This window comes from Amycolatopsis sp. MJM2582, from assembly GCF_000754115.1.
GTDB classification, from domain to species: Bacteria; Actinomycetota; Actinomycetes; order Mycobacteriales; family Pseudonocardiaceae; genus Amycolatopsis; species Amycolatopsis japonica.
In genome coordinates this window covers 1,189,188-1,215,156 of record NZ_JPLW01000003.1, presented here as the reverse complement: position 1 = coordinate 1,215,156, position 25,969 = coordinate 1,189,188, and the positions used below count along the sequence as shown (strand labels likewise).

General features: G+C 68.7%; 28 protein-coding genes. 16 read left to right on the top strand and 12 right to left on the bottom strand.

Annotated elements, in window-relative coordinates:
• Nucleotides 1–22: 22 nt before the first annotated feature.
• From ED92_RS24505 to ED92_RS43025, 4 genes are read left to right on the top strand one after another with little or no spacing between them, the layout of a single operon-like run.
• On the top strand, nt 23–1,204 hold the full coding sequence (locus tag ED92_RS24505; RefSeq protein ID WP_037342298.1) for a hypothetical protein: 1,182 nt from the start codon (nt 23–25) through the stop codon (nt 1,202–1,204).
• Between the two features lie 54 nt (nt 1,205–1,258).
• The gene (locus ED92_RS24500) at nt 1,259–2,548 is read left to right on the top strand and encodes an O-acetylhomoserine aminocarboxypropyltransferase/cysteine synthase family protein (protein ID WP_037342297.1); all 1,290 of its coding nucleotides are present in this window, start codon (nt 1,259–1,261) and stop codon (nt 2,546–2,548) included.
• Nucleotides 2,545–3,021 (top strand): CoA-binding protein, encoded by a 477-nt coding sequence (locus tag ED92_RS24495; RefSeq protein ID WP_037342296.1) that lies wholly within the window; start codon nt 2,545–2,547, stop codon nt 3,019–3,021. The genes ED92_RS24500 and ED92_RS24495 overlap by 4 nt, the downstream gene beginning before the upstream one ends.
• A gap of 34 nt (nt 3,022–3,055) precedes the next feature.
• Nucleotides 3,056–3,232 (top strand): hypothetical protein, encoded by a 177-nt coding sequence (locus ED92_RS43025; protein ID WP_162836896.1) that lies wholly within the window; start codon nt 3,056–3,058, stop codon nt 3,230–3,232.
• A gap of 68 nt (nt 3,233–3,300) precedes the next feature.
• Here the strand turns inward: ED92_RS43025 and alc are convergent, their stop codons facing one another.
• Together alc and allB are read right to left on the bottom strand one after the other, a co-directional pair.
• Nucleotides 3,301–4,317: an allantoicase gene (gene alc / locus ED92_RS24490; RefSeq protein WP_037342295.1), complete on the bottom strand. Its 1,017-nt coding sequence runs from the start codon at nt 4,315–4,317 to the stop codon at nt 3,301–3,303.
• Between the two features lies 1 nt (nt 4,318).
• Nucleotides 4,319–5,647 carry an allantoinase AllB gene (gene allB / locus ED92_RS24485; RefSeq protein ID WP_037342294.1) on the bottom strand — a complete coding sequence of 443 codons (1,329 nt, stop codon included), beginning with the start codon at nt 5,645–5,647 and terminating at the stop codon, nt 4,319–4,321.
• 105 nt (nt 5,648–5,752) lie between these two features.
• On the opposite strand from allB, the gene ED92_RS24480 reads away from it, so the two are divergent.
• From ED92_RS24480 to pucL, 4 genes are read left to right on the top strand one after another with little or no spacing between them, the layout of a single operon-like run.
• Nucleotides 5,753–6,229, top strand: a complete 477-nt coding sequence (locus ED92_RS24480; protein WP_037342293.1) for a helix-turn-helix domain-containing protein — start codon at nt 5,753–5,755, stop codon at nt 6,227–6,229.
• Nucleotides 6,230–6,287: 58 nt separating this feature from the next.
• Nucleotides 6,288–6,779 carry a 2-oxo-4-hydroxy-4-carboxy-5-ureidoimidazoline decarboxylase gene (gene uraD, locus ED92_RS24475; protein WP_037342292.1) on the top strand — a complete coding sequence of 164 codons (492 nt, stop codon included), beginning with the start codon at nt 6,288–6,290 and terminating at the stop codon, nt 6,777–6,779.
• Nucleotides 6,776–7,093, top strand: a complete 318-nt coding sequence (gene uraH / locus ED92_RS24470) for a hydroxyisourate hydrolase (protein ID WP_037342291.1) — start codon at nt 6,776–6,778, stop codon at nt 7,091–7,093. Before uraD ends, uraH begins: the two co-directional genes overlap by 4 nt.
• A 6-nt stretch (nt 7,094–7,099) precedes the next feature.
• Nucleotides 7,100–7,978, top strand: coding sequence for a factor-independent urate hydroxylase (pucL, locus tag ED92_RS24465; protein ID WP_037342290.1), 879 nt, complete (start codon nt 7,100–7,102; stop codon nt 7,976–7,978).
• Here pucL and ED92_RS24460 read toward each other — a convergent pair.
• Nucleotides 7,975–9,480: an alpha/beta hydrolase gene (locus ED92_RS24460; protein ID WP_037342289.1), complete on the bottom strand. Its 1,506-nt coding sequence runs from the start codon at nt 9,478–9,480 to the stop codon at nt 7,975–7,977. The genes pucL and ED92_RS24460 overlap by 4 nt on opposite strands.
• Nucleotides 9,481–9,618: 138 nt before the next feature.
• Here ED92_RS24460 and ED92_RS24455 point away from each other — a divergent pair, with 138 nt between their 5' ends.
• On the top strand, nt 9,619–10,203 hold the full coding sequence (locus tag ED92_RS24455) for a TetR/AcrR family transcriptional regulator (RefSeq protein WP_235213356.1): 585 nt from the start codon (nt 9,619–9,621) through the stop codon (nt 10,201–10,203).
• A 102-nt stretch (nt 10,204–10,305) separates the two neighbouring features.
• Nucleotides 10,306–10,995, top strand: coding sequence for a hypothetical protein (locus ED92_RS24450; RefSeq protein ID WP_037342287.1), 690 nt, complete (start codon nt 10,306–10,308; stop codon nt 10,993–10,995).
• A 59-nt stretch (nt 10,996–11,054) separates the two neighbouring features.
• Here ED92_RS24450 and ED92_RS24445 read toward each other — a convergent pair whose 3' ends face one another.
• From ED92_RS24445 to ED92_RS24415, 7 genes are read right to left on the bottom strand one after another with little or no spacing between them, the layout of a single operon-like run.
• The gene (locus tag ED92_RS24445; protein ID WP_037342285.1) at nt 11,055–11,426 is read right to left on the bottom strand and encodes a gamma-glutamylcyclotransferase; all 372 of its coding nucleotides are present in this window, start codon (nt 11,424–11,426) and stop codon (nt 11,055–11,057) included.
• Nucleotides 11,417–12,859 (bottom strand): NCS2 family permease, encoded by a 1,443-nt coding sequence (locus ED92_RS24440; protein WP_037342284.1) that lies wholly within the window; start codon nt 12,857–12,859, stop codon nt 11,417–11,419. The genes ED92_RS24445 and ED92_RS24440 overlap by 10 nt, the downstream gene beginning before the upstream one ends.
• A 33-nt stretch (nt 12,860–12,892) precedes the next feature.
• Entirely contained in the window at nt 12,893–13,387 is a 495-nt protein-coding gene (locus ED92_RS24435) for a nucleoside deaminase (protein WP_016336263.1), read from the bottom strand.
• A gap of 33 nt (nt 13,388–13,420) precedes the next feature.
• Nucleotides 13,421–15,700: a xanthine dehydrogenase subunit D gene (gene pucD / locus ED92_RS24430; protein ID WP_037342282.1), complete on the bottom strand. Its 2,280-nt coding sequence runs from the start codon at nt 15,698–15,700 to the stop codon at nt 13,421–13,423.
• A complete protein-coding gene (locus tag ED92_RS24425; protein WP_037342280.1) occupies nt 15,697–17,046 on the bottom strand; it encodes an 8-oxoguanine deaminase in 1,350 nt (449 codons plus the stop codon). Before ED92_RS24425 ends, pucD begins: the two co-directional genes overlap by 4 nt.
• Nucleotides 17,043–17,513, bottom strand: a complete 471-nt coding sequence (locus ED92_RS24420; protein WP_037342278.1) for a (2Fe-2S)-binding protein — start codon at nt 17,511–17,513, stop codon at nt 17,043–17,045. The genes ED92_RS24425 and ED92_RS24420 overlap by 4 nt, the downstream gene beginning before the upstream one ends.
• On the bottom strand, nt 17,504–18,373 hold the full coding sequence (locus tag ED92_RS24415; protein WP_037342276.1) for a xanthine dehydrogenase family protein subunit M: 870 nt from the start codon (nt 18,371–18,373) through the stop codon (nt 17,504–17,506). The genes ED92_RS24420 and ED92_RS24415 overlap by 10 nt, the downstream gene beginning before the upstream one ends.
• Before the next feature lie 136 nt (nt 18,374–18,509).
• Here ED92_RS24415 and ED92_RS24410 point away from each other — a divergent pair, with 136 nt between their 5' ends.
• The 5 genes from ED92_RS24410 to ED92_RS24390 all read left to right on the top strand — a co-directional run bounded on the left by ED92_RS24410 (nt 18,510) and on the right by ED92_RS24390 (nt 22,978).
• Nucleotides 18,510–19,931 (top strand): PucR family transcriptional regulator, encoded by a 1,422-nt coding sequence (locus ED92_RS24410; RefSeq protein ID WP_037342274.1) that lies wholly within the window; start codon nt 18,510–18,512, stop codon nt 19,929–19,931.
• Nucleotide 19,932: 1 nt separating this feature from the next.
• A complete protein-coding gene (locus ED92_RS24405; RefSeq protein ID WP_037342272.1) occupies nt 19,933–20,415 on the top strand; it encodes a MarR family winged helix-turn-helix transcriptional regulator in 483 nt (160 codons plus the stop codon).
• Between the two features lie 36 nt (nt 20,416–20,451).
• A complete protein-coding gene (locus ED92_RS24400; RefSeq protein ID WP_037342270.1) occupies nt 20,452–21,057 on the top strand; it encodes a DsbA family protein in 606 nt (201 codons plus the stop codon).
• A 9-nt stretch (nt 21,058–21,066) separates the two neighbouring features.
• The gene (locus tag ED92_RS24395; RefSeq protein ID WP_037342268.1) at nt 21,067–21,546 is read left to right on the top strand and encodes an N-acetyltransferase; all 480 of its coding nucleotides are present in this window, start codon (nt 21,067–21,069) and stop codon (nt 21,544–21,546) included.
• Nucleotides 21,547–21,724: 178 nt separating this feature from the next.
• Nucleotides 21,725–22,978, top strand: a complete 1,254-nt coding sequence (locus tag ED92_RS24390) for an HNH endonuclease signature motif containing protein (protein WP_037342620.1) — start codon at nt 21,725–21,727, stop codon at nt 22,976–22,978.
• A gap of 379 nt (nt 22,979–23,357) precedes the next feature.
• Here the strand turns inward: ED92_RS24390 and ED92_RS24385 are convergent, their stop codons facing one another.
• Nucleotides 23,358–23,975, bottom strand: coding sequence for a TetR/AcrR family transcriptional regulator (locus ED92_RS24385; RefSeq protein ID WP_037342266.1), 618 nt, complete (start codon nt 23,973–23,975; stop codon nt 23,358–23,360).
• Nucleotides 23,976–24,045: 70 nt separating this feature from the next.
• Between ED92_RS24385 and ED92_RS24380 the strand changes: the two genes are divergently transcribed.
• The gene (locus ED92_RS24380; protein WP_037342263.1) at nt 24,046–24,792 is read left to right on the top strand and encodes an ABC transporter ATP-binding protein; all 747 of its coding nucleotides are present in this window, start codon (nt 24,046–24,048) and stop codon (nt 24,790–24,792) included.
• Here ED92_RS24380 and ED92_RS24375 read toward each other — a convergent pair.
• Nucleotides 24,771–25,967, bottom strand: coding sequence for an aldolase/citrate lyase family protein (locus tag ED92_RS24375; RefSeq protein WP_037342261.1), 1,197 nt, complete (start codon nt 25,965–25,967; stop codon nt 24,771–24,773). The genes ED92_RS24380 and ED92_RS24375 overlap by 22 nt on opposite strands.
• Nucleotides 25,968–25,969 lie beyond the last annotated feature (2 nt).

Below are 25,969 nucleotides of genomic sequence, written 5' to 3'. Positions count from 1 at the left end.
GGACCCGTACGGGAGGAAGACGATGGGCACGGAAAAGGAATACCGGGAACTCTTCGACCGGGTCGCGGCCTTGCGCGGTCAGGTCGCCGGGAAGCTCGCGAACGAACTGGGCAGCGATCCGAAACTCGGCGACGCGGTCCTCAAACAACTGGACGACATGCTCACCGCCGTCGAGGCGGAACAGCGGGGCAAACCAGGGCCGGCGGACGGTGGGATCGCGCAGCTCGTCGGGCTCGGCGACGGTTCGGCCGCGGACCTCGGCGCGACGGCGATGCCGCCGGGTGTCGACGCCTACGACGAGACCGTCGCCTCGGAACGGGTCATCGCGGTCGGTGATCTGTACTACCTGTACCAGCACGAACGGATCGGCGTGTTCCGCGTCGTGCAGAAACTGCAGGAGCTGTTCCAGGGCGGCGCCATCCGGCTTTCGGACGGCCCCGGCGCGTTCGGGCTGTACCGGTTCGACCGGCGGGACGTCCTGCGCTACACCAGGCGGGATCGCGTCAGCGCGTACCGGCGCGTGCTGGGTTACGGCAAGGGGCTCGGTTCGGCGAACTCGCGGCCGAACACCGATTTCCACCAGCTGTTCACCCAGTTCAGCAACCAGGTCGCCTTGTTCTGGCGGGACAAGCGGATCTCCGACGTCGTCCGCGAACGCGCGTACGACCCGAGTTTCGGCAGTGTGGCGGTCGTCCGGCGCAGCGGTCTCGACCTGCGGAACAACCTGAAGTTCACCTCGTACGGTCACCTGAACGTCCTGCGGGTCGAAGTCATGCAACTGCTGACCGAGGCGTTCAAGATCCTCGGTTCGGAGGACGTGCTGGACCTGTTCGGCGCGGCCAACGCGTGGGACACCGTGGACGAGGTGCTGATCCGCTACTTCGACCAGCGGCTGGTGTCCTCGCCACGGCAGCGGATGGCGGTCACCGGACGTCAGGTGCTGCGGTGGCTCGCGGCTCCGCACATCCTCGAGACCACCCGGTCGGAGTTCGAGGCGCTGCTGCTCGAAATCGCGGAACCCGCCGAGGAGTGGCTGACCTCGGCCCAGTCCCTGCGGCTGGCCGACCGGACGAACTCGCGCGAGGTACTACCGGTGGACCGGCACCGGCCGGCCGGGGTCGCGGTGTCCCGTGAACCGCGTCCGGTCACCCCGCGCCGGAACGGTCACCGTCCCGGCACCGTGATCACCCTGGACCGCAAGTAGCCACTTGCTGGGATCGATGGTCACGGAGTGGGACGCGAGGTAGCGTCGGGCGCGATGAGTGAACGCACCTGGGGCTTCCGCACCCGCGCCCTGCACGCGGGCGGGACACCCGACCCGGCGACCGGCGCCCGCGCCGTGCCCATCTACCAGACCACGAGCTTCGTCTTCGAGGACGCGGCCGACGCGGCGAACCTGTTCGCGCTGCAGAAGTACGGCAACATCTACAGCCGCATCGGCAACCCGACGGTCGCGGCCTTCGAGGAACGCTTGGCCAGTCTCGAAGGCGCGATCGGCGGAGTCGCGACCAGCAGTGGTCAGGCGGCGGAGTTCCTGACGTTCTCCGCCCTCGCAGAGGCAGGCGACCACATCGTCTCGGCGGGCGGGCTCTACGGCGGCACGGTCACGCAACTCACCGGGACGCTGCGCCGCTTCGGGATCGAGACCACCTTCGTCAGCGGAGACCGCATCGAGGACTACGCGGCCGCCATCACCGACCGGACGAAGCTGATCTTCACGGAGATCATCGGCAATCCGGGCGGCGGGATCGCCGACATCGCCGGGCTGGCGGAGCTCGCGCACGCGCACGACATCCCGCTGGTCGTCGACGCGACCTTGGCGACGCCGTACCTGTGCCGCCCGATCGAGCACGGCGCGGACATCGTGCTGCATTCGGCGACGAAGTTCCTCGGCGGGCACGGGACCACCCTGGGCGGGGTGGTCGTCGAGTCCGGGAAGTTCGACTGGGGCAACGGGAAGTTCCCGCGGATGACCGAGACCGTCGAGAGCTACGGCGGCCTGAAGTACTGGGAGAACTTCGGCGAATATGCCTTCTGCACCCGGCTCCGCGCCGAGCAGTTGCGCGACATCGGCGCCGTCCTCTCCCCGCACTCGGCCTTCCTACTGCTGCAAGGGGTCGAGACGCTGCCGCAGCGGATGGACGCCCACGTCGCCAACGCGCGAGCCGTCGCGGAGTACCTCGCGAACGACAGCCGGGTGGCTTGGGTGAACTACGCGGGCCTGCCGGGTCACCCGCACCACGACCGAGCGAAGAAGTACCTGCCCGCCGGGCCGGGTGCCGTGTTCTCCTTCGGCGTCGACGGCGGCCGCGCGGCCGGGGAGACGTTCGTGAACTCGGTCGAGCTGCTGTCGCATCTGGCGAACGTCGGGGACGCGCGGACGCTGGTCATCCATCCGGCGTCCACCACCCATCAGCAGCTCTCCGAGGATCAGCTGCGTTCGGCGGGGGTGGGCGCGGACCTGATCCGCCTGTCGGTCGGGCTGGAGGACGTCGAGGACATCCTGTGGGATCTCGATCAGGCGCTCGGCAAGGCGGTGGCGGGATGACCTACGACGTCGGCGCGGTCGAGCGGCGCCGCATCCTCTCCCGGACGAGGTCGGTGACCATCGTCGGCGCTTCGAACAATCCCGCGCGGCCGAGCTACTTCGTCGCGACGTACCTGCTCTCCTCCAGCAAGTACGAGGTCAACTTCGTGAACCCGCGGCTGGACGAACTCCTCGGGCGGCCGGTGTACCCGTCACTGGCCGACGTGCCCGGCGAGACCGACCTGGTCAGCGTGTTCCGCAAGCACGACGACCTCCCCGGCGTGGCCGAGGAGGTCGTCGAGGCCGGAGCGCGCACGCTCTGGCTTCAGCTGGGCCTGTGGCACGAGCCCGTCGCCGACCTCGCCAAGGAGGCGGGGCTGGACGTGGTGATGAACCGCTGCGTGAAGATCGAGCACGCCCGGTTCGCCGGCGGGCTCCACCTCGCCGGGTTCAACACCGGCGTGATCAGCTCACGTCGCCAGTCCGCCCCCTGACCAGGGCCTGCCCGGCCCGTGAGAGGGTGGCGGCATGGCCAAACCGACGCCGCTGCAGCTCAGGAACATCGTCATGGCACTGCTCATGGCGGGTGCCCTGGTGTGGAACCTGTCCATCGGCGGCGCTTGGTGGCTCACCGCGATCTTCTCGGTCGGCATCGTCCTTTCGCTGTTCTCCGCGTACCTGAACCGGCCCGGCGCCCGTCCCTGACCCCGCATTTCGTCCTCTAAACGCGGTAGTCCTCGATGCCAACTACCGCATTCAGAGGACGAAATGCGTCAGGAGCGGGCGGACTCGAAACGCGAAGCGACGTCAGCGCGGCCACGCTCCGAAAGCGCGCCGAAGAGACGTAGGCGCGCCATCCCGCCGTCGGGATAGATGTCGAGCCGGACTTCGGTCACCTCGGGTCCGGCGGCGAGGGCGAACCGGTGCCGTGTGTCCGGCTGCAACCGCGTCTTGGGCAGCAGCTCGACCCATTCGCCGTCGCCGTCCCGGCCGCTCAGCGCAGCCCAGCCCGGCGCGTTGCCCTTCAGATTGCTGTTGTCGAACTCGGCGAACCGGATGACGCCCGCGCCGGCGAGACGCACCGTGACCCAGTCGTTCCCGTCGTCCCGGCGCCGCGCGGTCTCCCAGCCCTCGGCCTGATGCGCGGCGAGTCCCGGCGAGAAGAGGTTGTTGGGCGAGGAATAGAACATGTTGCTGCACCCGGTGACCACCGCGCCGTTCTCCAGCGCGGCGAGGTCGAGCGCGCCGAGGTCGAGCAGGCGCGGATCCGGGATCGGCGTGCCGTGCACCCGCAGCCGGGCCACGCCGCCGTCCGGATGCATGGTCAGCCGGACGTGCGTGTAGCGCTTGCTCCCGCCGATCTCGAAGAAGTTCTCCGTGTGCCCCGCCGCCGCGCCGCGTTTCACCAGCACGTCCCAGTCCGCTTCGGCCACTTCGGCCGCGCTGGGATAGCCGTCGACGGCGCACGCCTCGACCGAGACGAACGGCGGGTAGTTGCCCTTGAAGAACGCGGTGTCCACGATGACACCGGTGATCGCGCCCGCCAGGCCGAGCCGGATCACCGCCTGGTCGTCACCGGGTTCGCGATGCCGCCGGGTCTCCCAGCCGTCGTAGACCTGCCCCTTGGGGCCGAAGGTCTCCGTCTGATGCGCGGGCACCCAGGGGTTGACCAGGTTCTCCTTCTCGGCGAACAACTCGTCCGTCGCCCACATCACGGTCCCGCCGAACTTGCGCGAGGCCAGATCGGGCAGGGCTGTCCACTCAGGACGGTCGTTCACGGCATCCTCCATCTCAGCAATCACCCCGGGTCAGCAGAACGCCTGCCGGGTCTTCACCGGTGATCTCCTCGCCCCGCAACCACGTGCTCCGGACGACACCGGCCAGCGGCCGTCCGTGGTAGGCGCTGACCGGGTTGCGGTGCTTCAATTTCGCGACGTCGACGACGAAAGCCTCGTCGGGTGCGAACACGCTGAAGTCGGCGTCGTAGCCCGGCGCGAGATGCCCCTTGCGGCGCATCCCCGCCTGCGCGGCCGGATGTTCGGCCATCCAGCGGACGACGTCGGTGAGGGCGAACCCGCGTTGCCGCGCCTGGGTCCAGACGGCGGGCAGGCCGAGCTGCAGACCGGCGATCCCGCCCCAGGCGAGCCCGAAATCGCCGCTGTCGAAGCGTTTCAGCTCCGGAGTGCACGGCGAATGGTCGGTCACCACGCAGTCGATGACGCCGTCCGCGAGCCCCTTCCACAGCAGTTCGCGGTTCCCGGCCTCGCGGATCGGCGGGCAGCATTTGAACTGCGTGGCGCCGTCGCCGATCTCCTCCGCGGTGAAACTCAGGTAGTGCGGGCAGGTCTCGGCGGTCAGCCGGACGCCGTCGCGCCGCGCACTCTCGACCATCGGCAGCGCGTCCGAGGACGACAGGTGCAGGATGTGCGCGCGGACGCCCGTCTTCCTCGCCAGCTCGATCACCTGCGCGATCGCCACGTTCTCCGCGCCACGCGGCCGCGAGTGCAGGAAGTCTTCGTATTTCTCGCCGTGCGGGTCGGGCGCGTGATCGATCGCGTCGGAGTCCTCCGCGTGGACGATGATCATGCCGTCGAAGGTCCGCAGTTCGGTCATCGCCTCTTCGAGCCCGCGCGCGTCCAGCGGCGGGAACTCGTCGACACCGGAATGCAGCAGGAAGGACTTGAACCCGAAGACGCCTGCCTCGTGCAGGCCGCGCAGCTCCGCGAGATTGCCGGGGATCGCGCCGCCCCAGAACCCGACGTCGACGTGCACCTTGCCCTCGGCGGTCTTGCGCTTCACCTCCAGCGACGCGACGTCGACCGTCGGCGGCAGGCTGTTCAACGGCATGTCCACGATCGTGGTGACCCCGCCCGCCGCGGCCGCGCGGGTCGCCGAAGCGAACCCCTCCCATTCGGTGCGGCCCGGGTCGTTGACGTGCACGTGGGTATCGACCAGACCCGGTAGCAGCACGACGTCATCATCGAGTTCGAGCACCCGATCGCCGTCCAGATCGGCTCCGGCGGGCTCCACCGCGACGATGCGGCCGCCATCGACACCGATGGTCGCGGGTACCTCTCCGGCGGCCGTCACGGCTCGGGCGGCTTTGATCACCAAGTCCATCTAAAAGCCTCCAACTTCCACTGGGTGGAATCGAGGTTTCGCACTCCGACATTAACTCCGGCCACCCTGCTCGTCAACGAGCCCAAGCGGCGCTACCTTCGCTTCGTGCAGTTAGAAGCCGAGTTCACCAGCGAACCGTTCCACGGCGAGGGTCCGCCACCCGAACACGCCGTCAAAGCCCGCGACACCGCGGAAGGCGCGGGCCTGTCCGCCGACTTCGGCCCGCTCGGCACCCTCGTCCGCGGCGACGCCGACGCACTCCTCGACGCGCTTCCCGCCATCGCCAGGGCGGCACTGGACGGCGGCGCCACGCGCGTGACCCTCCAGCTCCGGCAGGTCGGCGACGACACGACCGAGCCCGCGGTCGAACTGCACAGCGCCCTCGCCCGCCTCATCGGCGACGTCGAACGCGAGCTCGGCGGGAAACTCGACACCCTCGACCGCGCCGCCAAGCAGCGCGCGGTGCGGCTGCTCAAGGAACGCGGCGCGTTCGGCCTCCGCAAGTCGGTGTCGACCGTCGCGGAGGCGCTGGGGGTCACGAGGTTCACGGTCTACAACTACCTCAACCGGGACCAAGACTGAAGAGCTGATTCAACAAAATGTTGACGACGGCCGAATCGTCGCCGTACCGTCAGTTCCCGTGCCGCTCACCATTCGAGAGTTCAACGAGGCTCCCGCACAGGACGTCCGGCCGGCGCTGACCGCCTGCCTCGACGTCCCGCGCTGGGTGGAAACCCTGCTGGCCAGGCGCCCGTACGCCGACCTCGCCGCGCTGCTCGCCGCGTCCGAGGCGCTCACCCCGTTGCGCCCCGAAGAGGTCCGGCGCGCCATGTCGGCCCATCCCCGGATCGGGGAGAAAGCCGGCGGCCAGAGCACCGAAGCGGGCTGGTCGCGCTCCGAACAGTCCGGTGTGGACGGTGACGCGGCGCGCGAGTTCGCCGCGGCCAACGCCGAATACGAAGCGACCTTCGGACACGTCTTCCTGGTCTGCGCGAGCGGACGGAGTGGCGCCGAACTGCTGGAAAACCTGCGTTCGAGGCTTTCGAACGACCCGGAGAAGGAACTCGAAGTGGCCGGTCAAGAGCTGGCCAAGATCGCCGCGCTGCGGCTGGAGAAGGCGGTGACGGCATGAGCCTCGTGACCACGCACATCCTCGACACCGCCGCGGGACGGCCCGCCGCGGACGTCGGCGTGCGGCTCGAAACCGGCGCGGGCGATCCCGTCGCCGAAGGCCGGACCGACGCCGACGGCCGGATCCGCGACCTCGGCCCGGACACCCTCGAACCCGGGGTGTTCCGGCTGGTCTTCGACACCGGCGCCTACCTCGGCCCGGACTCCTTCTTCCCCGAAGTCACCTTGACCTTCCGCATCGCCGACGGGACTGAGCACCACCACGTGCCGTTGCTGCTGAGCCCGTTCGCCTATTCCACCTATCGAGGGAGCTGATCGCCCGTGGCCATCACCCTGGGCCCCAACCAGTACGGCAAGGCCGAAGTCCGGCTCGTCACCGTTCAGCGCGAAGGCACCGTCCACCACCTCAAGGACCTCACCGTTTCGACGTCGCTTCGCGGCGACCTCGCGGCGACGCACCTCACCGGTGACAACGCCGACGTCGTCGCGACCGACACCCAGAAGAACACCGTCTACGCCTTCGCCAAGGAAGCTCCGGTCGGCGAGATCGAGGACTTCGCGCTGCGGCTCGGACGCCATTTCGTCGGCTCGTTCGAGCACATCACCGGCGCCCGGATCCTGATCGACGAACACGGCTGGAACCGCATCTCCGGCCACGATCACGCGTTCTCCCAGGCGGGCAGCGAAAAGCGGACGACCGCCGTGACCGTCCAGGGTGACCAGGCCTGGGTGGTGTCCGGTTTGGACGATCTCGTGGTGCTCAAGTCGACCGGTTCGGAGTTCCACGGCTTCCCGCGCGACGAGTACACGACGCTGGCCGAGACGAACGACCGCATCCTCGCCACCGCCGTGACCGCTCGCTGGCGCTACCAGGGCGACGGCATCGACTGGGCCACGAGCCACGCGGAGGTCCGGCGGATCCTGCTGGAGACCTTCGCGGACAAGCACAGCCTCTCCCTGCAGCAGACGCTGTACGCCATGGGAGAGGCTGTGCTCAAGGAACGCGAAGAGGTCGCCGAAGTCCGGCTCTCACTGCCGAACAAGCACCACTTCCTGGTGGACCTGTCACCCTTCGGGCTGAAGAACGACAACGAGGTCTTCTACGCCGCCGACCGCCCGTACGGCCTGATCGAGGGTGTCGTCCTCCGTGATGACGCCGAGGACGCCGGTCTGGCCTGGCACACCCTCGCCGCCTTCTAGGGCACCGGCAGCGGCATACCGGGGACGCTCTGGTCGGCGGGGACCACCCCGTCGACCAGATAGGCGTCCACGATCTCGTCCACCTTCGGATTCCCGTCCGCGTAGAGCCCGTGGTCGCCCTCACCGGTCACGGTCAGCATGCGCGAGTTCGCGAACCCCGCGTGCGCCTTCCGGGCGCCCTCGATCGCCGTGGCCGGGTCGTGCTCGGAGTGCACGATCAGCACCGGCGGGACGCCCTTGCCGTCCAGCTTCGGCAGCGGACGCGGTTCCTTGTCCCAGAACAGGCAGACCGACGCGCTCAGCGTGCCACCGCCCGCCAGGAGCAGACCACGATCCAGGTTCCGCTGCGAAGCGCGGATCAGCGACTCGCGGGTGCCGATGAACCGTCCCTCACCACAAAGGGTGTTCCAGAAGGTGGCGTCCTGCGCGTCGGGCTGATCACCCGCGGCCTCGACGGCGGCCTTGGCCTCAGCCTTCGCCCCCGGGTTCTCCATCGCGTCCCGGACCTTGACCAGCAGTTCGGCCAGCGCCGGGAAGGTCGCCTTCTTGTAGAGCATGTAGACGATGGCGGTGTCGAACTCCATCGGCCCCTTCCCGTCCATCGGGTTGCGGGACAAGGCATAGCGGACCCGTTCATAGGTCTGCCGGACCTCTTCGCCGTTGGTGCCGAAGTGATACTTCGCGTCGTACCGCGCCATCCACGGCAGGAAGTCCTGCCGCCAGCGCCGTTCGAAACCGACCGGCTGCCGGTCGAACGTCTTCTGCCAGTCCGTGGTGAACTCCGTCGAGGAGTCCAGCACGAACCGCCCGGTCCGCTGCGGGAACTGCTGGGCGTAGTGCGCTCCCAGCCAGGTGCCGCCCGAGTAACCGATCCAGTTGATCTTCTCCCGGCCGAGCAACGTCCGGAGCAGGTCGAAATCCCGGATCGTCTGGTGGGTGGTGATCAGCGGGCCGAGTTCGCCGCCGGCGCTCTGGCAGGACCGGGCCACGTGTTCGGCGTTGGCCAGGATCTGGTTCAGATTGCGCGGGTCACGGTCGCGCGGATCCAGCTGCCGGATGAGGTCTGCCGCGCCCCGGCAGGTGACGTTGGTGCTCTTGCCGGTCCCGCGCACGTCGATGCCGATGATGTCCTGGTGTTCGCGCAGTTTCTCCTGCCCGCGGAAGGTCACCGGGAACCAGCGCCCGGGACCGCCCGGCCCACCCGGATTGGTGAGCAGCGAGGCGGTCGAAGTCCCGGTGGACTTCAGCCTGCTGACCGCGATGGTCAGGTCCTGCCGCTCGTCCGCGCGATCCCAGTCGCGAGGCGTACGGAACGTCGCGCATTCGAGCCCGCCGATATCGGTGCCCGGCGGCAACGTGACCAGTTCCTCCGCCGCGCAGGGATGCCAATCCAGTTTCTGGCCGGTGTAGTGCGCCGGGACGCCCGCCGAAGCCGTGCCGGCCCCGGCGAGCAACCCGCTCACGATCACCGGGAGCAACCCGACGGCCAAGAGCCGTTTCATGTTCTTCCCCCTTCTTCCTGGATTCCCAACGGCTCCAGACGCTAGAGCCGGGCACGCCACGCGAACATCGACCGCAGGTAGCGCCGGGAGGTGAACCAAGGTCGAAGGGACCACCGGAACTTGATAGAACGCTCTATCATGGAGGGCGTGACTGGAACGCGGGAACGCATCGTGAACGCCGGCGCCGAACTGCTGCGGCGGAACGGGTACACCGGCACCGGGGTGAAGCAAATCGTCGAGGCGGCGAACGCGCCCTTCGGCTCGCTGTACCACTTCTTCCCCGGCGGCAAGGAACAGCTCGGCGAGGAGGTCATCCGCACCTCGGGGATGATGTACCTCGCGCTGTTCGAGATCTTCTTCGCCGACGAGCCGGACCTGATCCACGGTATCGAGGCCTGCTTCGCCAGCGCCGCCGAGACGCTGAAGGCGACCGATTACGCCGACGCGTGCCCCATCGCCACCGTCGCGCTCGAGGTCGCGAGCACCAACGAGAAACTCCGGATCGCGACGGCCGACGTGTTCACCGCGTGGATCGAGACCGGGGCCGAGAAGCTGGGCAAGTACGGCCTCGAACCCGAGTCCGCTCGGCGGCTCACGATCGCCTTGGTGAACAGCCTCGAAGGGGCGTTCGTACTGAGCCGATCGCTGCGTAACACCGAAGCGCTAGAGGTCGCGGGGGCGTCGTCCGTGGCCTTCGCGCGCACGTTGCTCCCTGATGCGTGAAGCACCGACGGCGGGCTTCTGAACACAGGGATTTCCCCGCAACGGACAACGGCTTCCGGCCGACCTAGCCGTCGCCAACACCGGAATCCGTTTGGGGAGCCCATGATCATCAGGAAGCTCGTACTCGGCACCATCGCCGTGGCCGCACTGCTCACCGCGGGCGCGATGCCCGCGACCGCCGCCGAGGCGCAGCCGTCGACCCTGACCGCGACCACCAGCGCCACCAAGATCGACGCCGGGAAGACCGTCACGATCTCGGGAAAGCTCACCAAGGCCGACGCCACCCCGATCGCGGGCGCCGAGGTGGGTATCTCGTTCTGTTTCAACGGCTTCTGCGGTGAGGCGCAGGCCAAGCCGGTCACCGACGCCGCCGGTGCCTACAGCGCGACGCTGACCCCGATCCGCACCGGCAACTACCGTGCCGACTTCTTCTCCACCGATCCGTCGGTCGCGAATTCGGGCGCCGACACCGAAAAGATCGTCGTGCTCCACCCGGCGAAGATCACGTCGTTCGCGGCGGGCCGGGACGCGGCCAAGGCCGTGACCGGGTCCGGCACGATCGAGTTCCCCGGCCGGTACACCGCGAACCCGATCCCGGTCGAGCTCCAGTACTTCTCGTTCAGCACCTACCGCTGGACCACGGCGGCGACGGTCGACGCCACCTGGAACGGCACGACCTGGGCGTTCGCGGCTTCGGCCGAGCACCGTAAGCCCGGTGTCTGGCGGGCCTTCTACGCGGGCTCGCCCGAGATGTTCCACGCGGCGGCGAGCGATCTCGTCTTCGTGCTCTGACGTTCCGTGAAGGCCTCCTTGAGGGACCCTGGGTCCCTCAAGGAGGCCTTCACGGACCACTAGCGGGAAGCGAGATACGCCCGCCAGTCCCCCACCGCGGAGATGTCGGTCAGGTCAGGTGAGTCCACATAGGACGAACGCAGGACGGTGGCGAGGCAGGCCGCGCCGTCCTCCAGTTCGACGACGCCCAGTTCCAGTTCCGGTGGTTCGGCGGGGACGAGATGGTCCCGCAGCACCGTGAGCGGCAGGTCGTAGACCTCGCCCACGACCGACGCGGAACCGCCCTCGTGCATCGCCGGGAACCGGTCGCCCACGGAGAAATAGTGGTACTTGGGCGCCGAGCGGGCCACGCAGCACAACGGCGCGCCCTGCAGCTGTTCGTGCAGCGGTCCGCCACGCATCCCGCCGCCGTTGAGGAACATCAGAACCACGACATGATCCCTTCGATCCCGAAGTACACCCCGAACACCGCGGCCAGGATCCCGAGGATCCAGCCGATCTCGCGGATCTTGCCCTTGCAGATCTTGATCAGCACGTAGGCGACCAGCCCGGCACCGATCCCGTTGGTGATCGAGTAGGTGAACGGGATCAGCGCGATGGTCAGGAACACCGGGATCGCGAAATCCAGGTCCCGCCAAGGGATCCGCGCACACTGCGCCATCATCATCCCGCCGATGACCACCAGCGCGGGCGCCGCGGCCTGCGCCGGGACGATGGCCGCGATGGGCGTCAGGAACAGGGTCGCGGTGAACAACCCGCCGGTGACGATGCTCGCCAGCCCGGTCCGCGCGCCTTCGCCGACGCCTGCCGCCGATTCGAGGAACACGGTGTTCGGCGCCGATCCGGTGACGCCGCCCGCCAGCGCGCCCGCGCCGTCGACCAGCAGGATGCGGCCCATCCCCTCGACCTTGCCGTTCTTGACCAGGCCGGCCTCCTCCGAGACCGACGTGATCGTGCCCATCGCGTCGAAGAACCCGGAAAGCACCAGCGTGAACAGGAAGACCGCCGCGGTCACCGCGCCCGCCGAGCCGAATCCGCCGAAGAGATCGATGTCGCCCAGCAGGCTGAAGTCGGGATGCGCCACGACCTGGTCGGGCACCTTGGGTTCGACCAGGCCCCAGCCCTCGACGTGGAAGACGCTGTTGACCAGCACGGCGAGCCCGGTCGCGACCGCGATGCTGATCAGCACCGCGCCCGGTACCCCGCGACTCACCAGCACGATCATCAGGAGCAGCCCGACACAGAAGATCGCGATCGGCCAGCCTTCGAGGTGGCCGGCGATCCCCATCCGCACCGGCACCGTCGACTGCGCGGAATCCGGTGTCCTGGTCACGAATCCGGCGCTGACCAGGCCGACCAGCGCGATGTAGAGCCCGATCCCGACGGTGATCGCGACCTTGAGCGCCATCGGGATCGCGTTGATGATCCGCTCCCGGACCCCGGAAACGGCCATCAGCACGATGCAGAAGCCTTCGAGGACGACGAGCCCGAAGGCCTGCGCCCACGTCATGGCCGGAGCCATCTGGAAGGCGACGACACCGTTCACGCCGAGGCCCGCCGCGAGCGCCAGCGGCGCGTTGCCGACCAGTCCCATCAGGATCGTGGTGACGCCGGCCGCCAGCGCGGTCGCGGTGGTGATCGCCTCGGTGGTCAGCTTCGCGCCGGTGATGTCGGCCGACGCGCCGAGGATGAGCGGGTTGAGCAACACGATGTAACACATCGCGACGAACGTGGTGATCCCGCCGCGCACCTCGCGGCCGATCGTGCTGCCGCGATGGGAGATCTTGAACCAGCGGTCGAGCCCGGACAGCCGCCTCGGCTCGGACGAGGGCAGGTGGGGACGCTCAGTACCTAATTGGGTCATGCCTACTCCACAACGTTGTGGGGCGGGAAGAGACTAGTAAGCCTTCTTGTCGGGTTTCGACAGCCAGGCCTGGAAAGGCGCGAAGGAGTCCGGAAGGGACAGTTGGCCGACGGGTAGTGACCAGGTCTCGCGCGGGCGGGAAAAGAGGTCGTAGAACTCGCGGTCGTCGAAGCCCGCCTCGGCCGCGTCGTGGCGGTCCGCGGCGTAGACGACCTTGCCGACACGCGCCCAGAGCGCGGCGGAAAGGCAGAGCGGGCAAGGCTCGCAGGAGGTCACGAGGACGCAGCCGTCGAGTTTGTAGTCGCCGATCGCCTGGCAGGCCGCGCGGATCGCGACCACCTCCGCGTGCGCCGTCGGGTCCAGCGTCGGGGTCACCTGGTTGGTCCCGGTGGCCAGCACCGAACCGTCGCGGACGATCATCGCGCCGAACGGGCCGCCACCGTTTTCGACGTTCGCGGTGGCCAGCTGGACGGCTTCGGCGAGCCACTTCTGCTCGTCGGACTCCGAAATGGACAGACGGGTACCCACGGATGTGCTCCTAGCTCGAAACAGTACGGATTCTCAGGTGCCGGTGAGGTGTTCGGGACGCACCGGGACACGGGGCAGCGCGAGCCCGGTGGCCGCGCGGATGGCCGCGACGATCGCCGGGGTGGACGAGATCGTCGGTGGTTCGCCGACCCCGCGCAGACCATACGGGGCGTTGGGGTCGGGCCGTTCGAGGACGTCGATGTCCATCGGCGGCATGTCCAGCACGGTCGGGATCAGGTAGTCGGTGAACGACGGGTTGCGGATCTTCCCACCGTCGGTCTGGATCTCCTCCATCACCGCGAGCCCGAGCCCCTGCGCGGAACCGCCCTGGATCTGGCCGAGTACCGCCTGCGGGTTCAGCGCCTTGCCGACGTCCTGCGCGCAGTCGAGCGCGACGACCTTGATCAGGCCGAGTTCGGTGTCGACGTCCACGACCGCGCGGTGTGCCGCGAAACCGTACTGGACGTGCGCGTTCCCTTGCCCTGTCTCGGGGTCGATGGGCACCGTCGGACGGTGCCGCCATTCGACGGTCTCGTCGAACACCTCGTCGCCGAGCACGTCGGCGAGGTCCGCGAGCACACTGCCGTCGGCGGAGACGACCTTGTTCGCGACGACGTCCAGCTTCCCGTCCGCGGCGAGCTTGCCCGCCAGATGCTTGTGCAGCCCGGATCGCACCGCGACGCACGCGGCCTGCACGGCGCCGCCGGTGACGTAGCTCTGCCGGGAGGCCGACGTCGAACCGCCGTTGCCGATGTTGGTGTCCATCGGCAGGATCGTCACCTGCTCGATGCCGAGTTCGGTCCGCACGATCTGCTGCATGATCGTCACCAGGCCCTGGCCGACCTCGCAGGCTGCGGTGTGCACGGTCGCCGCGGGTTCGCCGCCGACGAGCTGCAGCCGCACGCGGGCCGTCGAGTAGTCGTCGAAACCCTCGGAGAAGCAGATGTTCTTGATGCCGACCGCGTAGCCGACACCGCGGACGACACCTTCGCCGTGCGTGGTGTTGGAGACGCCGCCGGGCATTCGGCGCAGGTCCAATTCCTCGTGCGCGACCGGCAACGGCTTGGCGCGCAGGCGTTCCAGCAGCTCGGCGACCGGGGCGGCCGAGTCGACGATCTGGCCGGTGGGCATGACACTGCCTTCGGCCATCGCGTTGCGGATCCGGATGTCGACCGGGTCGAGGCCGCACGCCTCGGCGAGCTTGTCCATTTGGGACTCGTACGCGAAACCCGCCTGCACCGCGCCGAAACCGCGCATCGCACCGCAGGGTGGATTGTTGGTGTACACGCCCCAGCAATCGACCGACGCACTGTCCACATTGTACGGACCGACACCGAGCGTGGCCGCGTTCGCCACCACCGCGCCGGTCGACGACGCGTACGCGCCACCGTCCAGGTACAGCTTCGCCTTCACGTAGACGAGCCGGCCGTCCTTGTCCGCGCCGTGCTCGTAGTACATCTTCGCCGGGTGGCGGTGCACGTGACCGTAGAACGATTCCTCGCGGTTGTAGACCATCTTGACCGGCTTGCCGGTGTGCAGCGCCAGCAAACACGCGTGGACCTGGATCGACAGGTCCTCACGGCCGCCGAACGCGCCGCCGACCCCGCCGAGTGTCAGCCGGACCTTGTCCTTGGGCAGACCCAGCGCGGCGACGATCTGCTGCTGGTCGACGTGGAGCCATTGCGTGGCGACGTACAGGTCGACTCCGCCTTCGGTGTCCGGGATCGCCATACCCGACTCCGGCCCGAGGAAGGCCTGGTCCTGCATGCCGACCTCGTAGACGCCGGACACCACGACGTCGGCCTTCACCGACTGGTCGCCGTGGCGGATCTTGGCGTAGCGCACGACGTTTCCGCCGGGGTGCAGCTCGGCACCCTCACCGGCGGCGGCCTTCTCGGAATCCGTCACCGGTTCGAGGACCCCGTAGGAGACCTTGATTCGTTTCATCGCGCGGCGCGCGGTCTCGGGGTGGTCCGCGGCGACGAGCGCGACGGGCTCGCCCTGATAGCGCACGACGTCGACGGCGAGCACCGGCTGATCCGCGTGCTCCAGGCCGTACTTGTTCACACCAGGCACGTCTTCGTGCGTCAGCACCGCGTACACCCCTTGCACGGCAAGGGCTTCGGTGATGTCGATACCGGTGATCCGCGCGTACGGATGGGGGCTGCGCAGCGTCGCGCCCCACAACATGTCCTCGTGCCACAGATCCGACGAGTAGGCGAACTCGCCGCGGACCTTGACCGTGCCGTCGGGCCGCCGCGGGCTCGACCCGACGCCGCTCTCAGTCTGCTTGGAGACTTCAGTGGTGGTCATACCGTCTCCCTCAGCCGGGCACTGGCCACGGCCAGCTCACGGGCGATCTCGTCTTCGGATTCCTCGCGCAGGGTTCCGCCGTCGACGACGGTGGCGCCGCCGACGTACAGCCGCTCGACCGGCGGGGTGGTGCCGAGCACCAAGGCGGCGACCGGGTCGGTGATCCCGGCGTAGTTCAGGCCGTTCAGGTTCCAGACCGCGAGGTCGGCGAGCTTGCCGACCTCGATCGAGCCCAGGTCCTTCTGCCTGCCGAGGCAGCGCGCGCCGCCCATCGTGCCCATCCACAGCGCCTCGCGCGTGGTCAGCCCGCGCGGTCCGCCGCGCTGCCGGGCCTGCAGAAGCGCCTGGTGCAGTTCCTCGCCGAGGCCACCGGATTCGTTGGACGCCGCGCCGTCGGCGCCGAGCCCGACCGGCACCCCGGCGTCGAGCAGCTGCCGCACCGGCGCGATCCCGGCGCCGATCCGCCCGTTGGACGTCGGGCAATGCGCCGCACCGGTGCCGGTGGCGCCCATCCGCCGGATCGCCTCCGGGGCGAGGTGGATCGAATGCGCGAGCCAGACGTCGTCCGCGAGCCAGCCGAGTTTGTCGGCGTATTCGGCCGGGGTGCAGCCGACTTCGGCGAGGCACTGCTTCTCCTCGTCGACCGTCTCGGCGAGGTGCGTGTGGAGCCGGACCCCCTTGCGGCGCGCCAGTTCCGCCGCGCCGGTCATCAGCCGCTCGCTCACCGAGAACGGTGAACAGGGACCGGCCGCGATCTGCAGATGCGCGCCGGCGGAGTCGTCGTGGAAGCGGTCGATCGCGGCTTCGGTGCCGAGCAGCGCGGCCTCGGTCTCTTCGACGAGGTTGTCCGGCGGGAGCCCGCCCTGGGACTCGCCGCGGTCCATCGAGCCGCGGACGACGTGCAGCCGCACGCCGACGCGGATCCTGGCGGCGGCGAGGGCTTCGACCTGGTCACCGCCGTCACGCGGGAAGACGTAGTGGTGGTCGGCGACCGTGGTGCAGCCGGTGGTCGCGAGCCGGGTGAGCCCGGCCGTGGCCGCCGCGTGCGTGATCTCGGCGTCGAGCCTGCCCCAGACCGGGTAGAGCGCGACCAGCCATTCGAAGAGCGTGTGGTCGGCGGCGAGACCACGCGTGGCCCACTGGTAGAGATGGTGGTGGGTGTTGATCAGACCGGGCGTGACCAGGCAGCCGGAGCCGTCGACGCGTTCGTCGTACTCGCCGTCGGGCGCCTTCCCCGCACCGACCGCCGCGATGCGGTCGTTCTCGATGACGACGTGGCCCGAGGCGTGCTCGGTACCCGCGCCGTCGACGGTGGCGATCGCGGCGTTCTCGATGACGGTCTTCACGCGGTCTCTCCCCTGGTCGCGGCCAACCGGACGGCGTCGAGGATCTTCTCGTATCCGGTACACCGGCAGAGGTTCCCCGCCAGCGCCTCGCGAATCTCCTCGTCGGCGGGGTTTTCGACCCGGTTGAGCAGATCGTGCGCGGCCACCACGAGGCCTGGGGTGCAGAAGCCACATTGGACGGCACCCGCGTCCACAAAGGACTGCTGCACCCGGTCCAGCTTGTCACCCTCGGCGAGCCCTTCGACCGTGCGGACCTCGCGGCCCTCGACCTGACCGGCCGCGACCAGGCACGAACACACCGGGACGTCGTCGAGGTACACCGTGCAGGAGCCGCATTCGCCCTGTTCACAGGCGTTCTTGGAGCCCGGGAGGCCGAGCCGTTCGCGGAGCACGTACAGCAGGCTTTCACCCTCCCAGACGTCGTCGGCCTGGCGGGACTCGCCGTTGATCGTCACGTTCACGCGCACTCGCGTTCACCCTTCTGGAAGTCGTTCCACGCCCAGGTCAGCGTCCGCCGCGCCAGGACGGACAACGCGTGTTTGCGGTAGTCGGCGCTGCCGCGGACGTCGTCGATCGGTGACGCCGCCTCCGCCACCAGCTCGCCGAACCGGCGTTTGACCGAATCCGTGAGCGACGCCTTGGTGGACCAGGGAAGTTCGGCGCCGAGGTACTCCTCCGCCGCGGTCGCGCGACGTGGGGTCGGCGCCGCCGAGCCGACCGCCGCGCGGATCTCGCGGGTGTCGAGATGCAGCGCCAGCGCGAACGAGCAGACCGCGATGACCATCGCGTTACGCGTGCCGACCTTCGCGAACTGCTGCGGCCCGACCTCCGCGGGCAGGTGCACCGCGGTGATCAGCTCGTCGGGTTCGAGGGCGTTGCGCTTGACGCCGAGGTAGAACTCCTCGGCCGGGATCAGCCGGGTCCCGCGCACCGACGCGGCCTCGACCTCGGCGCCGAGCACGAGCAGTACGGGATGGGTGTCTCCGGCGGGCGAGGCGGCGCCGAGGTTGCCGCCGACGGTGCCGCGGTTGCGGATCTGGGGCGAGCCGACGGTGCGGGAAGCCATCGCCAGCGCGGGCAGAACTTCACCCAGCTCAGCGATCACCCGGACGTAGGGCACCGAGGCGCCTAGGCGGATCTTGCCGTCGGTCTCGCTCCACTCGGCGAGTTCGGTGACGCGGTTGAGGTCGAGCAGCGCGCCGGGGCGGCGGTGGTCGAAATTGAGCTCCACCATGACGTCCGTACCGCCCGCGATGGGCACCGCGTCGGGTCGCTCGGCCTTGACGGCGAGCGCCTCGGTCAGCGAGCTGGGGCGCAGGAAATCCACTCTCGGGCTCCTCGGTTCGGCGGCGATCTGTGACGGCTGACTCAGTAGACGCCCTGCGCCCGTATGGCGGCAACGGTGCCGAAGCATGAAATGTCCCCTGCACACGCCGGTCGTTTTGTGCTTTCCTACAAACCTGATGACGACCGTGAAAACTCTGCTGGCGCTGCCCGGCCTGCGCTTGCGCGTACGCGCCGGGACGGCTTTGCTCGACCGTCCGGTGTCCCGGATCTACGTCACGGAACTGTCCGATCCCGGGCGGTACGTGTCGGCCGGCGAACTCGTCCTGAGCGGGTTGCTGTGGTGGCGCGGGCCGGGTGATTCGGAGGCGTTCGTCGCGGCGCTCGCGAAGGCGGGGGCGGCGGCGCTGGCGGCGTCCGGTGCGGATTCCGACGGCATTCCCGAGGATCTCGTCGAAGCCTGTACGCGACACGGAATCCCGTTGCTGGAAGTGCCGGCGGACCTGTCGTTCTCGGTCGTCACCGAACGGGTCGTTCTGGCGCTCGCCGCGGCCGCGGAAGGCGCGCGCAAACGTTTGCTTTCAGCGGCGACGGAAGACGCGTCGGTGGAGACGCTGTTGGAGCGGGCGCGCGCCGAGATCGGCCTCCCCTGCTGGGTGGAACCCGTCGGCACGGGGTCGGATCTGGTGCGGCGGTTCGTCGCCGCGGGCGGCCGTTCCCTGGAGGCGGACGACGTCTCGGTCCGGCCGGTCGGCGGCAGGCACGCGCTGCCGTGGCTGCTCGCGATCGGCGGCGCGCTGACCGCCGCCCAGGCGGAGATCGCCGAAGAGCTCGCCGGGCTGATCGGGCTCGCGCGCACGCGGGCGGACGAGGTGCGCGCCGTCACCGACAGGGTGCTCGAACCGTTGCTCGCCGCGCTCGACGAAGGAAGTGATCCGCACGCGGCGCTGGCCGCGACCGGACTGCGCGGCGATCTGCGGTTCGTCGTCGCGCGCACCGAAGGATCCGAAGCGGCACGCGGCATCCTGACGGAACTGCTGCCGCCGGGCGCACTGGTCGGTCCCGTCGGCGAAACCACGTGGGCGGTGGCCGAGGACGACGGCGAGTGGCCGGAAGAATGGCCCGCCGCGGTGACCGCCACACTGTCCACAGTGGAGTCGTTGCTGCCCTGTCGCCGGGTGCTGATCGGGATCAGCGACCGTTCCCCGGTCTCCGTGCTGCGGGGCGCTAAGGAGGTCGCGCGCTACGCGCTGGCCGTGGCGGCGGAACGGCCCGGCACGATCGAGGTCGTCCCCGGTGGCGAGATCGGCATGCACCGGCTGCTGCTGGCGGGGACTCCCGACGACCTGCGGGCGGCGTTGCGGCGCCGGGTGCTGGGCCCGTTGCTGAGCTACGACGCCGAACAGGGCACCGATCTGGTGCACACCCTGCGCGTCTTCCTCGAATGCTCCGGCTCTCCGACGCGGGCCGCGCGGGCGCTGCACGTCCACGTCAACACGTTGCGGTACCGGATCGGGCGCGCGAGCGAACTGCTCGGCACGGACCTGACCGAGTTCACCGAACAGCTCGACGTCTATTTGGCCTTGTCGGCAGGGAGCTGAAATGGGCATCACCACGGCGAAAGAAGCCGCCTACGACCCGCGCGTGCTCGCCTTCGGCCGGATGATGGGCGCGGCGAACCGGCTCGAATACCTGCTCGGCCGGGCGCTGGAGGCCGAATGCGGGATCTCGCACCTGATGTTCGAAGTCCTCCTGATCGTCGGCAGGTCGGGCGCGGCCGGGATGAGCATGCGCGCGATCGCGCAGGAGCAGGTGCTGACCACCGGCGGCGCGACCCGGCTGGTCGACCGGATGACCACACTCGGCCTGGTCGTGCGTTCCTCCGATCCCCAGGACCGCCGCGTGCAACTCGTCCGGCTGACCGCGCGAGGCGAGGAGACGACGGTGCGGGCCGCGCGGGTGCATGTCGAGAACATCCAGCGGCTCTTCCTCGACCCGCTGCCCGCCGACCACCGCGAGCGGTTCGCCCAGGACCTGCGGACGCTGAGCCACTCGGCACGTGACGCACTCCCCAAGCTCCGTTAGGAATACCTGACGAGTCAGACATCGTTGAGTCTCGACATGAAGCTCATCTATGTCTTCGACGCGTACTGCGGCTGGTCTTACGGGTTCGCCCGCACCATGGCCGACGTCGCGCACCGGCATCCGGATCTGCCGGTCGAAGTGGTTTCCGGCGGTCTGTTCCTCGGCGGACGCCGGGTGCCGATCCGGCAGTTCGGCTACGTCCAGGGAGCCAACGCCGAGATCACCCGCCGCACCGGCGCGCCGTTCGGGGAAAGCTACGAACGGCTGATCGCGGACGGCGAGTTCGTCATGGACTCCGAGGCCGCCGCCTGCGGGATGGCGGCGTTGCGCGAGGTCGCGCCGGACCGCGCGGTGCGGCTCGCGGCCCTGCTGCAGGAGGCCTTCTACCTCGACGGTCTGAGCCTTTCCGAGGTCTCGACCTATCGCGTGGTCGCGCAGCGAGCGGGCCTGGACGGCGACGCCGTCGAGGCCGCACTGGACCGGGTTTCCGCCGCGGACGACTTCCGGCGGGCGCGGGAACTGGGCGTCACGGGCTATCCGACCCTGCTGGCCGACTTGCCCGGGGAAGGAGTGGTGACGCTGGTCGCCGGGAACGCGAGCGCGGACGAAGTGGAACGGCGGATCGGCGCGCTGGTTTCCTAAACTCCGGGCATGCCTTTGACGATTCGACCGGCCACCGCCGCGGACGCCGACGCCGTCGCGAAGATCTGGTACCACGGCTGGCAGGACGGCCATCTCGGCAACGTGCCGGACGCGCTCGTCCGGCTCCGGACCCGTGATTCGTTCTGGACTCGGGCCGCGGACCGCGTCGGCGACACGACCGTCGCCGTACTGGGCGACGCGGTGGCGGGTTTCGTGATGGTCGTCGGGGACGAGGTCGAACAGGTCTACGTTTCCTCGGACCATCGTGGGAGCGGAGTCGCGGGGGCTCTGCTCGCCGAAGCCGAACGGCTGGTGCGTACGGGCGGGCATTCCCGCGCCTGGCTCGCGGTGGTGCCGGGGAATACGCGGGCCCGGCGGTTTTACGAACGGTGCGGATGGGTCGACGAGGGCGAGTTCGACAATCGGGTCTTCAGCCCCGACGGACCGGTTTCGGTTCCCTGCCTGCGCTATGTGAAGCCCGTCGCTTGAGTTCCGCATTTAGTCGACTAACTGCGAGGTGTTCTTCGCATTTAGTCGACTAAATACGAGGGTTGCCCAGGGTGATGCGGCATTGGCGGCTGTTTCACCCTTCAGTGTTGTCGGCGCGAGTTGGCTTGTTGCTTAAAATTACGAACACATGTTCGATATATTCGGGTATTATGGAGTCGTGTCCGAGACCTTTCTCCCCGAGTTGCCGCAGGAGCTGTGGCGCGCTGGCAAGCTGGAGCTTGCCCATGGTGTGCAACAGTCCTTGCAGGTGATCCGGATCGCGACCGCCTGTCTAGGGCGGTTCCTGGCGGAGATCGAGAATCGGGGCGCGAAAGACTTGTACGGGCACGGCAGCACGGCCAGCTGGTTCGCGGATCTGGCCGGGCTGTCGCGCGGCGAAGCGGGCGCGGTGGTGAAGCGGGCCATCGCCCTGAACCCGACCCGCGCTTTGGACGGCACGGAAGTTCCGCCTGTCGCTCCCGCTACCGCCGCGGTCGCCGCTCAGGGACTGGTGGGGGATGAGCGGATCGATCAGATCTTGGAGATTTTGAAACGGCTCCCCGCCGACACGTCTGCCGAGGATCGGGAGAGCGCGGAGAAGATCCTGGCCGAGCTTGCCCCGAATGCCGGACCCCGCCAACTCGCCAACGCCGAAGCGAAACTGCAGGGCTGGCTCAACCCCGACGGCAACGAACCCAAAGACCCCGAACCGAAAGAACCACGCCGCGAAATCACCCTGGAACGCCGCAAAGACGGCTTCTGGAAACTCACCGGCCTCCTCGACGACGAGACCGGCGCCCGCACGGCGGCTGCTCTGGAGGCGCATGCCCAGCCGCGGCCGGTGGACGAGTTCGGCCAAGCGGATCTGCGGATGAAATGCGAACGCATGGGAGACGCCTGGGCCGAACTCCTGGACCTGGCCATCGCGTGTCCCGATCAACCGGGGACTAGCGGCTACCGAACCTTGGTGCATGTCACCGTCGGACTGGAAGAGCTCAAATCCGGTCTCGGGACCGCCTGTCTCGACTTCGTCGGGATGATGACCGCCCGCGAAGCCCGGCTGGCCGCTTGCGATTGCCTGATGTTGCCGGTGGTTATGGGTGCCTCGGGTGAGCCGCTGGATATGGGGCGGCTGAGACGGTTCGTCACCCCCGGGCAGCGACGGGCGTTGAACATCCGCGACGGTGGCTGTGCCTTCCCCGGCTGCCATCGGAAACCCAAGAATTGCCACGCTCACCATATTCATCATTGGGCAGACGGAGGTCCGACCGATCTCCGGAACCTGGTCCTATTGTGTGGTTTCCATCATCGGTTGATTCACCACGGCGACTGGGAAGTACGGATGGCCGCCGATGGGCTACCGGAGTTCATCCCACCCCAATACCGGGACCCGCTCCGACATCCCCGGCGTAACACCCTGCACCACGTCTGAACCCGAAGAGCCCGTCGGCCACGCCGGCGACGGGCCCTTCGGCATGCCCGCAGACGGTGACTGTGTGGATTTCAGGACATCTGACGTCCCAAAACCCACACAGTCCATCGCGTTCGCCCGACCGAAGATCCCCAGGACCCGCCACTCCGCGACAAAGCCCTCCGTATCCGCGACTGAGGCCTGCGCCTTCCCGAGATTCGTCGAACGTCCAGGCCCTCCCTAGCGGACGACCATCGTGACCGGTCCGATCAAGCACGACTGTGTGGATTTCGGGTCATCCAACGCCCCAAAATCCACACAGCCCATCGCGACCGGGCCGATCACGACCAAATCGAAATCTTCAGGACTCGTCCTCGGCGACGAACCGCAAGCACAAGACTCAAGCCAGATAAGCCAGAGCCATCTCGGTCGTCTCACGCGCCCAAACGTCCCAGCTCAGCCCGTCGGACCAGAACCGGCCACTGGCGGCCCGGTGCACACAGGATCCGATGATGGTCCGGCTCGTCATCCGGATCGCCTCGTCCCGATCCGCCCGGCGGATCTCCTCGAGGCAAGGCTGAGCCGCCTCCACAAAATCGCGGTGGATCGCGGCCAACGCCTGGAGGCCACGATCCCGCCCCTCGGCTCGCTGGCTGTCGAGCAACTCGGAGAAGATCCGGTCGTGGCGGGCGAATGTCCCTGCCAGCGCCCGGGTGAACGCGCCGACGACCCCGCGCAGCCCGGGCTCAGCGGAGCCGAGCGCTTCGCCGACACCGGATTCCAGCTGTCCGAGCAGCTGGTCTTTCACGGCGTACAGCAGTTGGTTCTTGCCGGAAAACCGGCGATAGATCGCCCCCACCGACATTCCCGCCTGCTCGGCGACCGCCGCGACGGTGAACTCCTCGAAGCCCTGGCTCGCCAGAACGTGCTCGGCGGCGGCCAGCACCTTCTGCAGGGACTCCCGGCTGCGGGCTTGCTGGGGCGGCCGGAAGCCCTGATCGGTGGATGACTGACTCACCGGCCGGACGTTACCACAAACGCGAATGATAACTTCCGTTCGCATCTGTCGAGCGCGAGGAGGACTGCCCGTGGTGAGCATCGAGGTACAGGACGCCTACGTCGATTTCCCGATCTTCGACGCCAAGACCCGGTCGCTCAAGAAACGGGTGCTCGGCAAGGTCGGCGGCAAGATCGGCACCGGCGCGAAAGTCCCGATCATCGAGGCCTTGCAGGACATCTCCCTGTCACTGGGCGAGGGCGATCGCGTCGGTTTGGTCGGACACAACGGCGCCGGGAAGTCCACGCTCCTGCGCCTGCTGTCCGGCATCTACGAACCGACGAGGGGCAGCGCGCGGGTCGTCGGGCGGATCGCGCCGGTGTTCGACCTCGGAGTGGGGCTGGATCCCGAGGTCTCGGGCCACGAGAACATCCTGATCCGCGGCCTGTTCCTCGGCATGAGCCGCAAGAAGATGGAGAAACGGGTCGACGACATCGCCGAGTTCACCGAGCTGGGCGACTACTTGCACCTGCCCTTGCGCACCTACTCCGCCGGCATGCGGGTGCGGCTCGCGCTCGGCGTGGTCACCACCATCGATCCCGAGATCCTCATTCTCGACGAGGGTCTCGGCGCGATCGACGCGGCATTCCTCACCAAGGCACGCGGACGGCTGGTCGACCTCGCCCGCCGCTCGGGCGTGCTGGTGTTCGCCTCGCACTCCGACGAGCTGCTGCGCGAACTGTGCACCACCGCCCTCTGGATGGAGGAAGGCCGGATCCGCGCCCGCGGCTCACTGGACGAGATTCTCGCCCGATATCACGCCGTCCTTCGCGCGTAAGCGTCCAACTCCGCCCGCGAAAACGAAAGCTCCCCCGTATCCACGGCGCCGCAATCCAGCCCCCGCAACAAGAAGCTCGCCAGAGCCTGCGCCGTCGCCGGTTCGTCCAACACCCCACGGCCGGTCTGGTCCGCATAATCCCGCAGCCGGCCCAGCGCCGCCGGGAAACCCTCGCGGAAGAACGCGTATGTGGCGGCGAACCGGGTCGGCAGCTGATGCGGATGCAGATCCCAGCCCTGATAGAAACCCCGCTCCAGCGAGCGCCGCACCAAACGCAGATGTTCGCGCCAGGCCGGGAGGATCGCGTCGCCGACGGGCAGTTTGTTCGTCGAGCCGTCCGAAAGCCGGACGCCGGTACCCGCGGCGGAAACCTGCATGAGCTGCTTGGCGAAATCGGCGGCCGGGTGTTCCATGCTCTGGTACTCGGCGCTGATGCCGAGCCCGGCGCTGTAGTCGTAGGTGCCGTAGTGCAGACCGGAACAGCGGCCGCGCGCGGCTTCGATGATCCGCGGGACCGCCACTGTCCCATCGATGTCCACAATGGACTGCGCGGTCTCGATCTGGACTTCGAACCGCAAGGCGCCCTCTGCCAGGCCGTACGCGGATTCGAGACGCTCCATGACGTCCGCCGCCACCTCGACCTGTTCGACGGCGGTCACCTTCGGCAGCGTGACGACGAAACCGTCCGGCAGCGGTCCGCTTTCCAGCAATCCGGCCAGGAAGAGATCGAGCGTGCGGATGCCGCGACGACGGGTCGCGGCTTCGAAGCTCTTGAACCGGATGCCGACGAACGGCGTGCCGCCCGTGACGGCGAGCGTCCGCCCCGCGGCGAGCGCGACGGCGTCCTCTTCCTCGTCGCCGGGCCTGCCGAGGCCGTCCTCGAAGTCGATCCGCAGGTCTTCGATCGGCTCGGTCAGCAGTTTGGTCCGGACCCGGTCGGCGATGTCGGCGTCCAGGCCCAGCTGGTCCGCGTGTTCGCCGAAGACCCGCAGGGCCTGCTTGCCCCAATCCGCCACGAGCCGCGTCTTGTACTGCGACGCGGGCACGTACACGGTGTGCACGGGCTGGCGGCCGGGCGGCTCGCCGGGGTACTTGGCCGCGACGCGCGCGTCCGCCTCGGCGAGGCGCGCGTCAGCGGCGGTGTAGACGTCCTCGGTGAGCCGCCCGTTCCCCATTT

Coding starts and splice junctions, on each gene's coding strand:
- ED92_RS24505 (WP_037342298.1), top strand. CDS start 23: ATGGGCACGGAAAAGGAATACCGGGAACTCTTCGACCGGGTCGCGGCC.
- ED92_RS24500 (WP_037342297.1), top strand. CDS start 1,259: ATGAGTGAACGCACCTGGGGCTTCCGCACCCGCGCCCTGCACGCGGGC.
- ED92_RS24495 (WP_037342296.1), top strand. CDS start 2,545: ATGACCTACGACGTCGGCGCGGTCGAGCGGCGCCGCATCCTCTCCCGG.
- ED92_RS43025 (WP_162836896.1), top strand. CDS start 3,056: ATGGCCAAACCGACGCCGCTGCAGCTCAGGAACATCGTCATGGCACTG.
- alc (WP_037342295.1), bottom strand. CDS start 4,317: ATGGAGGATGCCGTGAACGACCGTCCTGAGTGGACAGCCCTGCCCGAT.
- allB (WP_037342294.1), bottom strand. CDS start 5,647: ATGGACTTGGTGATCAAAGCCGCCCGAGCCGTGACGGCCGCCGGAGAG.
- uraH (WP_037342291.1), top strand. CDS start 6,776: ATGAGCCTCGTGACCACGCACATCCTCGACACCGCCGCGGGACGGCCC.
- ED92_RS24460 (WP_037342289.1), bottom strand. CDS start 9,480: ATGAAACGGCTCTTGGCCGTCGGGTTGCTCCCGGTGATCGTGAGCGGG.
- ED92_RS24455 (WP_235213356.1), top strand. CDS start 9,619: ATGGAGGGCGTGACTGGAACGCGGGAACGCATCGTGAACGCCGGCGCC.
- ED92_RS24450 (WP_037342287.1), top strand. CDS start 10,306: ATGATCATCAGGAAGCTCGTACTCGGCACCATCGCCGTGGCCGCACTG.
- ED92_RS24440 (WP_037342284.1), bottom strand. CDS start 12,859: ATGACCCAATTAGGTACTGAGCGTCCCCACCTGCCCTCGTCCGAGCCG.
- pucD (WP_037342282.1), bottom strand. CDS start 15,700: ATGACCACCACTGAAGTCTCCAAGCAGACTGAGAGCGGCGTCGGGTCG.
- ED92_RS24410 (WP_037342274.1), top strand. CDS start 18,510: ATGACGACCGTGAAAACTCTGCTGGCGCTGCCCGGCCTGCGCTTGCGC.
- ED92_RS24405 (WP_037342272.1), top strand. CDS start 19,933: ATGGGCATCACCACGGCGAAAGAAGCCGCCTACGACCCGCGCGTGCTC.
- ED92_RS24400 (WP_037342270.1), top strand. CDS start 20,452: ATGAAGCTCATCTATGTCTTCGACGCGTACTGCGGCTGGTCTTACGGG.
- ED92_RS24395 (WP_037342268.1), top strand. CDS start 21,067: ATGCCTTTGACGATTCGACCGGCCACCGCCGCGGACGCCGACGCCGTC.
- ED92_RS24375 (WP_037342261.1), bottom strand. CDS start 25,967: ATGGGGAACGGGCGGCTCACCGAGGACGTCTACACCGCCGCTGACGCG.